At 44.4% G+C, this 11846-nt stretch carries 9 protein-coding genes; 2 read left to right on the top strand and 7 right to left on the bottom strand.

The features are described 5' to 3' along the window. Nucleotides 1-96 precede the first annotated feature (96 nt). The 6 genes from OCV56_RS04395 to prmB all read right to left on the bottom strand — a co-directional run bounded on the left by OCV56_RS04395 (nucleotide 97) and on the right by prmB (nucleotide 7587). A complete protein-coding gene (locus OCV56_RS04395; protein ID WP_086712345.1) occupies nucleotides 97-1344 on the bottom strand; it encodes an ABC transporter substrate-binding protein in 1248 nt (415 codons plus the stop codon). 111 nt (nucleotides 1345-1455) lie between these two features. Continuing rightward, nucleotides 1456-2901, bottom strand: a complete 1446-nt coding sequence (locus OCV56_RS04390) for an ATP-binding protein (protein WP_086712346.1) — start codon at nucleotides 2899-2901, stop codon at nucleotides 1456-1458. A gap of 13 nt (nucleotides 2902-2914) precedes the next feature. Next, a complete protein-coding gene (locus OCV56_RS04385; protein ID WP_086712347.1) occupies nucleotides 2915-3643 on the bottom strand; it encodes a response regulator in 729 nt (242 codons plus the stop codon). A gap of 151 nt (nucleotides 3644-3794) precedes the next feature. Beyond that, nucleotides 3795-5252, bottom strand: a complete 1458-nt coding sequence (locus tag OCV56_RS04380) for a protein adenylyltransferase SelO (RefSeq protein WP_086712348.1) — start codon at nucleotides 5250-5252, stop codon at nucleotides 3795-3797. Between the two features lie 534 nt (nucleotides 5253-5786). Continuing rightward, a complete protein-coding gene (locus OCV56_RS04375) occupies nucleotides 5787-6428 on the bottom strand; it encodes a LysE family translocator (protein WP_086712349.1) in 642 nt (213 codons plus the stop codon). Between the two features lie 226 nt (nucleotides 6429-6654). Further along, nucleotides 6655-7587, bottom strand: coding sequence for a 50S ribosomal protein L3 N(5)-glutamine methyltransferase (gene prmB / locus OCV56_RS04370; protein ID WP_017633131.1), 933 nt, complete (start codon nucleotides 7585-7587; stop codon nucleotides 6655-6657). A 62-nt stretch (nucleotides 7588-7649) separates the two neighbouring features. On the opposite strand from prmB, the gene smrB reads away from it, so the two are divergent. Then, entirely contained in the window at nucleotides 7650-8180 is a 531-nt protein-coding gene (smrB, locus tag OCV56_RS04365) for an endonuclease SmrB (RefSeq protein WP_017633130.1), read from the top strand. 107 nt (nucleotides 8181-8287) lie between these two features. Here smrB and sixA read toward each other — a convergent pair whose 3' ends face one another. Continuing rightward, on the bottom strand, nucleotides 8288-8752 hold the full coding sequence (gene sixA, locus OCV56_RS04360; RefSeq protein WP_086712350.1) for a phosphohistidine phosphatase SixA: 465 nt from the start codon (nucleotides 8750-8752) through the stop codon (nucleotides 8288-8290). A gap of 305 nt (nucleotides 8753-9057) precedes the next feature. Here sixA and OCV56_RS04355 point away from each other — a divergent pair, with 305 nt between their 5' ends. Continuing rightward, nucleotides 9058-11835: an insulinase family protein gene (locus tag OCV56_RS04355; protein ID WP_086712351.1), complete on the top strand. Its 2778-nt coding sequence runs from the start codon at nucleotides 9058-9060 to the stop codon at nucleotides 11833-11835. Nucleotides 11836-11846: the final 11 nt, after the last annotated feature.

Here is an 11846-nt window from a genome sequence, read left to right as displayed (position 1 = left end):
ACATCAGCATCACGCATATCAGAATTGGGAATGAAGAGTAGATAGGCTCCCTACGAGCCTACCCACCCTGGGGGTTTGGTATTAGACCAAGTTAGATTAGATAGCCGCTTTCACTGCTTTTGCTAACTTAGCTGCCGCTTGTTTCGGATCGGCATCTTTCTCATTGAAGAAGTTAGTCACTACGTCATAGATAGCGCCTTGAGCGTAGCTTGTCGTCGCTAGGCCATGAGCCATACTCGGTACAAGATCGCCAGATTCGGCACTCGCTTTGAAGGTTGCCATTGAATCCAACGCACATTGGTCGAATTTAGACATGTCCATATCTAGACGTACAGGAATAGAACCTTTGTTAAGGTTGAAGACCTCTTGGAAGTCTTTAGTAAGAATGGTTTTCGCTAGGTCTTGTTGCGCTTTTTGATTCTCTTTGTCACTTAACTCAAAGAACGCAAAGCTATCGATGTTGAAAGTAAATTGGCCGTCAGTGCCCGGTGCTGGTGCACAGATGTAGTCTTTACCCGGCACTTTGCCTGCTGCGGTAAACTCACCTTTCGCCCAGTCACCCATGATTTGCATTGCAGCTTCGCCATTGATAACCATTGAAGTTGCTACATTCCAATCTCGGCCTGGTGAGTTACTGTCGATGTAGTCACGCATCTTTTTGAATTTGGTGAACACTTCCACCATTTTGTCGCCAGATAACACGTCCATATCAAGCTCTACGAACGCTTTGTTGTAATCTTCACTGCCTAGTACGTCGAGAGCCACTGCTTCGAATACTGTTGCGTCTTGCCAAGGTTGACCACCGTGAGCCAGTGGAATAAAGCCAGCCGCTTTAATCTTGTCTGCAGCAACAAAGAACTCATCTAACGTAGTTGGAACCGTAACGCCTGATTTTTCTAAAACAACAGGGTTAGCCCAAAGCCAGTTAACACGGTGAACGTTGACAGGAACCGCCACATATTCACCATCCCACTTCATCACTTTAGTCACTACTTCTGGTAGTAGTTCATCCCACTGTTCTTGTTTCGCAGTTGCATCGAGAGACGTTAGAAAACCTAAACCACCCCACTCTTGAATATCATGACCTTTGATCTGCGCTGCAGATGGTGGGTTGCCTGATACTGCTCGCGTTTTTAAAACGGTCATCGCACTTTCACCGCCGCCACCAGCCACTGCAAAGTCTTTCCATGTATGGCCTTGTTCTTCAATCATCTCTTTCAGTACCGCTGCGGATTTCGCTTCGCCACCGGCAGTCCACCAGTGAAGAACTTCCACTTCACCAGCTTGAGAAAGTGTTGAGGCAGCAAGAAGAGACAGAGTAAGTAGGGTTTTATTGATTTTCATTATTATCTTCCATGTTTTAGCGGACTCGACGTCCGGTTCAATAAAGAGTCTACTTATTCTGATTTATAAGATTGAAACAAAAGGTAAGCCCTATGTAACACAATTGTTACATTACACTTCTAGGCCTCTTGGTATATAGACTTTGGCTTCTAATCCACCTTGAGAGGAGTTGTGAATAATGAGATCTCCGCCATGTCCATGCAGAATGTTTCGACAAATCCCGAGCCCTAAACCGTGTCCTTGGTCGTCGGTTGCTAGCCTAAAATAAGGTTCAAAAACCAACTCTAACTTATCTTCAGGGATACCTTTGCCGTGATCCTGAATCGTTACAATAACCCACACTGAATCATTGCTAATATCTACCTCAGCTGATTTTCCGTATTTCACAGCATTGTCGATCAGATTGGTAAGCACGCGTTTAATGGCTAATGGTTTGGCGACTAACGGTTCAACCACTGCAGGCTCAAACTCAACCAAGGTTTGATGTTGGTTGTGCAGTTCAATCACGGAGAGCATCATTTCGTTGAGATCGATAATGGCATTGTTTTCATGGAGGTCCGTGTCTCTTACCGCTTGTAATGCGCCTTTCACCATCATCTCAAGTTCATCAAGATCTTTGTTGAATTTGTCTTTCTTTACTTCACTTTCCAACAACTCAGCTCGTAACCTAAGACGTGTTATTGGCGTCTTCAAGTCATGAGAAATAGCAGAAAAAAGGTGTTCTCGATCAGACACATAGCGACGAATACGCTGCTGCATGCGATTAAAAGCTCGTGTTGCAGTGACCAACTCTGTTGCCCCTTCTTCGTTAAGCGGAGGCTGCTGAATATCCATACTCATCTCATTGGCCGCTCTTGCCAATTTCTTAAGAGGGCGTACTTGGCGACGAATCATCAAGTAAGTCAAAACCAAAAGAATGAGTGTCGAAGAAACTAAGAAAATCACCTGCTCTCTGCCAAGAATCGTATCGTCGAGTTTCACATATGGCGCTGGCAACAATGCCGCAATGTACACCCATTCATGACTGGTTAATTCTATTTGAACAACAAGAATAGGTGGATTAAGAGGCTCTAACGTTAAGGTGTGATGTGCCCACGATCGAGGGAGATCGCTTAAGTAGATGTCATTTTTAAGCAATCGAAGATGCTCTGGACGAGAGAAATCGACACGAACTGATTCCACTTTATTGAGCTTGTTACTCAACACACTTTCTATGGCTTCTATCGAGGCGGTTTTTAAACGGGTATCGGGAATAGGTTCAACAATCAATGCCTCTTTATTGAAAGAGACGAAGAATCGCGTCCCGCCCATATTACGGATTTGGTCTAACACGATATGGCGATATTTGACGGGCAAAGATTGAAAGAAGGTCACTGTGGAAGCAAACATGTTTGCCATGCTCGATGAGGCCGAACGAATGCCTTCCAATTCCTTATGTTTAGATTCGCTGTACCAAATAGAGGTTGCGATACCTTGAGCAATGACCACCGCCAACAAGGTTAATAACAAGGTTCGAGCAACCAAGGAATTTGGCTTTAAACTTCTCAACCACTTCATACGGACTTCTTACTCAGTGCTCATAATGCACAGGCACAGCCAGAATGTAGCCGTTGCCGCGCATGGTTTTGATGTAGTGAGGATATTTACCACTGTCGCCCAATCGGCTTCTCAGGCGACTAAGCTGCACATCAATGCCTCGTTCAAAAGGCAGCGCTTCACGGCCTCTAGTGGCGAAAGAGATGGTATCTCGGTCTAACACTTCATTAGGGCGAGTTAGGAATAGCATTAACAATGAGAAATCACTGCCCGACAAGTCCATCTCTTCTGAGCTTTCATTGTGAGAAATTCGATGCGCTAACGTATCTAGCGTCCAGTCACCAAAGATGATCTGCTTTGGCAACGCATCACTCGGTTTGTCATCGACGACTTGAACGCGGCGTAGCAGAGCTTTAATACGCGCCATTAACTGACGAGGGCTAAACGGCTTGGCGATGTAGTCATCAGCGCCAATTTCTAAGCCAATGATCTGGTCGGTTTCATCCGATACCGCAGTCAGCATAATGATAGGCACATTCGATTGTTTGCGGACACGTTGGCACAAGGTAAAGCCGTCGTCACCGGGCAGCATCACATCAAGAAGAATCAGGTCAGGGTAACCTTGGCTTTGCAGGTGAGTTTCGAGCTCAATACCATCTCCAACAGAAGAGACATCGAAACCCGATTTTGTGAGGTACTCTTCCAGCAGCTCGCGGATTTCTTGATCATCATCCACCACGAGAATTCGAGTATTTGTTGTCATCGGCCAAACCTATTAAATTTACAACTTATTCACATAGTCTATAGGCAGGTTGAACATTTGATTATTGATATGTTTGTAAAATTAGAAGAACAAACAGACAGAGATCACAACTAAGTGACCTCTGTCTACTCGTTTGATTTGACGTACTGCTTTACGACGAGCAGCTGATCTCCATCGCTTTGCCCCACTCTGGTGGTAACGCGGCAAGATGTTCGTATTCAGGGTGTTCCGCATAAGGATCGGCCAACACCACCATTAATGCGTCAATATCACTGCTATCACCGCGCTCGGCTTTATCTATCGCCAGCTGTGCGAGGTAATTTCTGAGGATGTATTTAGGGTTTACCTGTCTCATCTTTTCGCAGCGCTCGACTACTGAGCTACCTTCAAGTTCACAACGTTGCAAATAGTTATCCAGCCATAGCTTTGCGGCCTCGCGATCGATAAATAAATCAATGACTTCCTGCGCAGGCAAAGTGTCTAGGTTCGACAGCGTTCTAAAGAACCTTGGATAATCGACTTTGTTTTGCGACATCAACTCGAACATAGATTCAAACAAGCGGCTGTCACCTTCATGTTTAGAAAGTAGCCCTAACTTACGGCGCATCAACTGGCTGAAATAGCCGTTCATTTGTGGCTCGTATTGTTCTAAAGCAGCTTCTAAATCAGCCTTCTCCACCAGCGGCGACAGAGAATGAGCCAGAGCTGACAGGTTCCATAAGCCAATTCTAGGTTGTTGATTAAAGGCATAACGACCTTGATAGTCGGAGTGATTACAAATCAATCTAGGGTCATACTCATCTAAGAAAGCAAACGGGCCGTAGTCAAACGTCTGTCCAATAATCGACATGTTATCGGTATTCATCACCCCGTGGGCAAAGCCATTCGCTTGCCACAACGCAATCATCTCCGCGGTACGGTCAACAATCTGATTAAACATAGCAGCGTAGGGCTTGTCTTCATCAAGGCATTCAGGGAAGTGCCACTCGATGACTTTATCAGCCAACAATTTATGCTCGGCCAACTGATTGGTATAAAACAGATGTTCAAAGTGACCGAAACGAATGTGTGATTCAGCCGCACGCACCAACAATGCGCCCCACTCTTGCTTCTCTCGATAAACTGGCGTGTCACTGGTCATCATGGCCAACGCACGTGTGGTTGGGATATTAAGCCCAGCCATCGCTTCACTACATAAATACTCACGAACGGTTGAGCGAATCACGGCGCGCCCATCACCCATACGTGAATATGGTGTTTTACCTGCACCTTTTAGGTGTAAGTCGAACGTTTCGCCACTTTTAGCGACAACTTGTGCTAATAGCAAACCTCTGCCATCACCTAAATCAGGGTTATAAGAACCAAATTGATGGCCTGCGTATTTCATTGCTACAGGTAAAAATTGCTCTGGTTCAACGTTGCCCGATAGAGTTTCAAGTAACTCCTCAGAGACGTCCTCAAATGACGGAAAACCGAGTTCACTCGCAAGGTTTTGGTTCCATGCAAGCCATTGGACATTATTTAAAGGTGTAGGTTGAATTGGGGTATAGAACAATCGAGGTAACGTCGTAAATCGATTGTTAAATGAAATTGAATCCCAGACAGACATGAGAGATACACTGTAGGTAATAGATAACTTAAGATTATCACAGTTTGATAACAACTTCAGATCAGGTTAAACAATGAGTCTATTAAACAAATGGGGAATCAGACAAAAATACTATTATGGAAAAGAAAATGTTCAGAGAAAGAAGGTGTTCAGAGAAAAGCACAGCGAAGAAAAGGTTAAGTGGCTAGCCTGATGAGAAAAGCCACGTTTATGAGATAAAGAGTTCTGACTTTGAAGACTTTTTAACAAGTGATTTCATAATAAAAACTGAAAATATAGAGCCATTAAGCTGACTACATTAGAGCAAGAATACCCACTAGAGAAAGGGTAGAGAAAATCCAAGTGCGGCTGATAACGCCAAAGTTACTGTGTTGAATCATTTCTTGATGCTGCATATGTCTCTCCTTGAGAACGTGATGGTGTAACTACAATATATCGGCTTTTCACCAAAAGCGGCAAGCACATTAATATTAACCTTTTATGACAGCATTAAGAATTTTCTGTAACTATTCAGCCCTCTGATAAATCAAAAAGTTATGCTCGGCTTGTCGTCGAAAGCAGCGCGCCAGCACCAATAAACACGCCCCCTGTAACACGATTGAAAACCTTAGCTCTGCCTTTCGCAAACAGCCAATTTGACGACTTCGCACCTAAATACGCGTAAACCAATAGCCAAGACAACTCCATCACAGCAAAGGTTAAAGCAAACACCGCAAACTGGGGAAGCAAAGCGAGTGACGGGTCGATAAACTGAGGGAAAAGTGCGGTAAAAAACAAGATCGCTTTCGGGTTACTCGCGCCAACAATAAAACCACTTAAGTAGTGTTGCACCGCGCTTTCTTTAACAAGTTGAGAATCGGTTTGTTGACTGGATAGATCGTCGTAATCTTGCTGGTTAGAACGTAAAGACTTCCAGCCAAGATAGATAAGATACGCAGCGCCTGTCCATTTAATGACATTAAACACCACTTCCGATGAAGCAATAATCACCCCTAAGCCTGTGAACGATAACGTTAAGATTCCAGTGATCGCCGTTAAGCTACCCAGCGCAGTAAATATTGATAATTTAAAACCCGATTGCACACCTTTGGTCATGCACAATAAAGAACTGGGGCCCGGCGATGCCGTTAAAATCAGTACTGCCAACAAATAATAAATCCATGTATCAAAGCTCATCGCGAATTCTCCTTAACTCACTAAAACGGCTAAACATTAGCCACCAATATGTAATAGCTATTCATATTAGGCAACTAAATATTGAACATTATTTATTCTGCGTTGATGACTTAACCCCAAAACTAAGGCAATAAAAAACGCCATGCATTGCGGCATGGCGTTTAAATTAAAACGTTTCAAATAGAACGTCTTACTAAGTACTAAGCTAAAAACTAGCCATCATTACCTAGTCTTTGTAGATAGAGAACTCGTCAGCGCAAGCCACTAGCTGCTCGCGAGTGATCATGAATACACCGTGACCACCGTTTGAGAATTCAATCCAAGTGAATGGAATCTCAGGGTACTGATCCATCATATGAACCATTGAGTTACCCACTTCACAGATCAGAATACCATCATCAGTTAGGTAGTCTGGTGCATTAGCTAGGATACGGCGAACCAATTTCAGACCATCAGTACCCGCCGCTAAGCCAAGTTCTGGCTCATGAGTAAACTCATCTGGCAGGCTGTTCATATCTTCTTCGTCCACGTAAGGCGGGTTAGATACGATCAGGTTGTATTTCTCTTTCGGCAGATCACGGAAAAGATCTGAACGGATTGGGAACACTTGTTGCTCCATGCCGTGATCTTGAACGTTCTGCTCAGCAACTTGAAGCGCGTCAGTAGAGATATCAATCGCGTCTACTTCAGCATCTGGGAATGCGTGCGCACAAGCGATAGCAATACAACCACTACCCGTACACATATCCATGATGCGAACTGGCTCTTCAGTCAACCAAGGTTGGAATTGAGCTTCGATCAGCTCACCAATTGGAGAACGAGGCACAAGAACGCGCTCATCAACGAAGAACTCAAGGCCACAGAACCAAGCTTTGTTCGTCAGGTAAGCCGTTGGTGTACGATCATTAATACGCTTGATCACACGCTCTACGATACGCAGACGTTCGCTGCTCGTTAGACGAGAGTTCATTACATGCGAAGGAACATCAATCGGCAGATAAAGAGTAGGTAAGATAAGTTGTACTGCCTCATCCCACGCGTTATCAGTGCCGTGACCATAAAATAGGCCAGCTGCGTTAAAGCGGCTAACAGTCCAACGAATCACATCTTGAAGCGTGTGTAGTTCTGATACCGCTTCTTCTACAAAAATCTTATCCAAAATTGTCTCCGAAAAGCGCTACAATACTGCTAATTACGTTTCTAATTAGAATTCATAACCTGATGAGCAAAAAAGACACCGACTTCGATGACGATTTCGCCCTATTCAACGATGCAGTAAAGGGCGTTAAAAAGTTGCAACAGGATACCATAGTCCAGCAGCCAAAAAGAAATGCCAAGCAAAAAGAAATTACTCGAACGGCAAGACAAGCGAGTGATAGCGAGTTTTATTTCTCGGATGAGTTCATTCCGCACCTTAGCGAAGACGGCCCAACACGTTATGCGCGTGATGATGTCTCAAAATATGAGGTGAAGCGACTGCGTCGTGGTGTCTACGTGCCAGACGTATATCTCGATATGCATGGTATGACTCAGCAAGAAGCCAAACGTGAGCTTGGCGCGATGATTGCGCACTGCGTAAAAGAGAGCGTGGCGTGTGCCTGCGTTCAACACGGCATTGGCAAACACATCCTTAAGCAGAAGGTGCCTTTGTGGTTAGCACAGCACCCAGACGTGATGGCTTTTCACCAAGCGCCATTAGAATTTGGCGGTAACGGTGCACTGTTGGTACTGCTCTCTATTCCTGAGAAGTAATGCTGGTTTGCAAGTCGCTTCATCATCAAAAACAAAAAGGGCATCTCAAATCATTGAGATGCCCTTTTCACTTTAACCTTCCAAATGAAAGTTTGTCTTCACCTTCACTATGGATTGATGTTCCAAAGTAACTCACCTTTCTGTGTTTCAAGGTTAAAGTCGATGCAGGCTAGGCCTGACGTTGGGAACATCGGCGGAGCCATGCCAGTGGCAAATTCTGCTGTTAGGTAGCCCACTAGAGGTAAATGAGAAACAAATAAAATGGTCTCTAGTTTTTCTATTTCAGCCATTGCCAAGGTCAAATCAAACACATCGTCGGACATTCCATAAGGTGTAATATCATCACAGGTTTCTACTTTCGTACCAGAAAACGCCTGAGAGATCTCTAACCACGTTTCTTGTGCCCTTAAATATGGGCTCACCAGCACTTTATCGAATTGACTAATCCCCTGCTCATTTGCAGCTTGTGCCACTGCAAGAGAAGCCATTTTCCCGCGCTTGGTCAACGCTCGTTCTGCATCCGAATCCGCAAAATGCTCTGCTTCACCGTGGCGCATAATGAATATTTTCATGTTCAATCCTGTCTTCGTAACATGTCGAAAGTCGATATATCCCATATATCAGCGAAACGCTACTTAGGTTTGGCTCTCAATCCAGAGAAACCGCAGTCAATATAAATAATTATATCAAGTCACTTGCCAAAGAGTTCGACTTTCTTAACAATCTTGTTAAAAGAAAATAAATTACTGATAAAAATCGATAAAAGTGATTTAGAAATCGCCAAAAAGCACTTCATATCCCAAAATATGATTACAAGGTTTGCACGCCGAATCATCGGGTACATAATTTAAAAACCACCTTCTCTGGAGATGCTCCTGTGCACTTAAGCCCAAATGATGAACATCAATACCGCTACATAACCTTAAATAACGGGTTACGTGTACTGTTAGTTCAGGACCAAAATGCTCAAAAAGCAGCCGCCGCATTAGCCGTCAATGTAGGTCACTTTGATGACCCTACAGACCGAGAGGGTTTAGCTCACTACTTAGAGCATATGCTATTTTTAGGAACTGAAAAGTATCCAAAGGTCGGAGAGTTCCAAAGTTTTATCAGCCAGCATGGCGGAAGCAACAATGCTTGGACAGGCACAGAACACACCTGCTTCTTTTTTGATGTTGAATTGAATGCCTTTGAAACAGCACTCGATCGCTTCAGCCAATTTTTTACCGCTCCCCTGTTCAACGAAGAAGCATTAGACAAAGAACGTCAAGCCGTTGATTCCGAATACAAGATGAAGCTAAACGACGATTCGCGACGCTTGTACCAAGTTACCAAAGAACTGGTGAATCACAATCACCCATTCTCGAAGTTTTCTGTCGGTAATATCGATACATTGGGTGACAGAAACGGTGAGACGATTCGACAAGAGATCTTAGCTTTCCACCAGCAACAATACTCTGCTGACTTAATGACGCTGACATTGTCTGGTAATCAGTCATTAGATGAGATGCAAAGGTGGGTTGAGGATCGCTTTAGCTCGATCACCAATCACAACCTACAAGGCAAAAAGGTTGAAGTGCCGATCGTTGGCGAATTAAGCACAGGAGTTCAAGTCCGTGTTGAACCGATTAAAGAAGTACGTAAACTTATCTTAACCTTCCCGATGCCAAGCATGGACGAACACTATGGTATTAAGCCATTGTCGTTCTTTGCCCATCTTTTAGGTTACGAAGGTGAAGGCAGTTTAATGATGCAACTCAAAGAGAAAGGTTGGATAACATCCCTCTCTGCGGGTGGTGGAGCGAGCGGCAGTAACTACCGTGATTTCACGGTCAGTTGCTCATTGACCATCGAAGGTTTAACCAAAACAGATAACATCATCCAAGCGATATTTCAGTACATCAAATTAGTAGAACAACAAGGCATAGAAGAGTGGCGTTACCTAGAAAAGCGTGCCGTTTTAGAGTCAGCTTTCCGCTTTCAAGAGCCAGCAAGGCCGCTTGATGTCGTTAGCCACCTTGTTATCAACATGCAACACTACCAAGAACAAGATGTAGTGTATGGCGATTACAAAATGTCGCATTTCGATGACGAATTACAACGTTCTTTGCTTCCTTACTTAAACGTCGACAATATGCGTGCAACCATTGTTGCTCAAGGTTTCGAGTATGACAGAGAAGCAAAATGGTATTTTACACCCTATTCAGTCACGCCTTTTAGCGCAGAACAAGTTCAATGCTTTACCTGCATTAACCCCGGTTGGCAGTTTGAGCTCCCAAGTAAGAACCCATTTATTTGCTACGATCTAGACCCAACTGAGCTCGAAGGTGATGCTAAATATCCACAACTTTTAGAAGAGCTCGACGGCTTTAAGCTATGGCACCTGCAAGACCATCAATTTCGAGTACCTAAAGGTGTGGTATATGTCGCTATCGACAGCCCGCACTCAGTCGCCAGCCCGAGAAATATCGTAAAAACACGCTTGTGTGTAGAGATGTTCTTAGACTCTCTGGAAAAAGATACGTATCAGGCTGAAATCGCCGGTATGGGTTACAACATGTATACCCATCAAGGCGGGGGAACACTCACTCTGTCTGGGTTTAGCGAGAAACAGCCACAGCTACTCAATATGATTCTTGAACGCTTCCAAGCACGCGACTTTAGTCCAACACGCTTCGAAACGATTAAGCATCAATTACTCAGAAACTGGAATAACGCGTCGCAAGATCGCCCTATTTCACAGCTGTTTAATGCGATGACAGGGATACTTCAGCCAAATAATCCGCCTTATTCGGTGTTAATTGAAGCTCTGGAAACGATAGAAGTCGATGAGCTCTCTTCTTTCGTTCAAGCAATCTTGGCGGAACTGCATGTTGAGATGTTTGTGTATGGCGACTGGAAGAAAGCCGATGCACACAAAATGGCAGAAACACTAAAAGATGCACTGCGAGTTCAAGATCAGGCTTACGAAGAGTCACTGCGTCCGCTAATCATGCTGGGTGAAAACGGCAGCTTCCAACGTGAGGTGGTGTGTAACCAAGATGATTCAGCGATCGTGGTTTACTACCAATGCCCTGATATTTCCCCTAAAAACATCGCACTGTACTCATTGGCTAACCACCTAATGTCAGCCACTTTCTTCCATGAAATACGAACTAAACAACAACTTGGTTACATGGTCGGTACAGGTAATATGCCACTCAACCGCCACCCAGGTATTGTGCTGTACGTACAATCCCCTAATGCAGCCCCTGCTGACTTGTTGGCCTCAATAGATGAGTTCCTCAATGCCTTTTATATGGTGTTGTTAGAGCTTAATGACTACCAATGGCACAGCAGTAAGCGCGGCCTCTGGAATCAAATATCAACACCAGATACGACGTTGCGAGGGCGTGCTCAACGCTTATGGGTCGCGATAGGCAATAAGGATTTGGAGTTCAATCAGAGAGAACGAGTACTAGAAGAACTCAAAGGGCTTACTCGCTCAGATATGATGCGTTTTGTGGTCAGCCAGCTTAAGCCACGTACTGCTAACCGACTGATTATGCACGCTCACGGCAACGCTCATAGCGAAGAAGATAAGCTATCTGCAGGTGTCGAGATTGGCTCTATTGATGAGTTCCAGTTGCGCCCGAAAGATACTGAGCTTGGCTAATTAACGGGCTA

This window comes from Vibrio gigantis (genome assembly GCF_024347515.1).
GTDB classification, from domain to species: Bacteria; Pseudomonadota; Gammaproteobacteria; order Enterobacterales; family Vibrionaceae; genus Vibrio; species Vibrio gigantis.
Note: the sequence above shows the minus strand (reverse complement) of the source record. Positions and strands in the feature narration are given on the sequence as shown.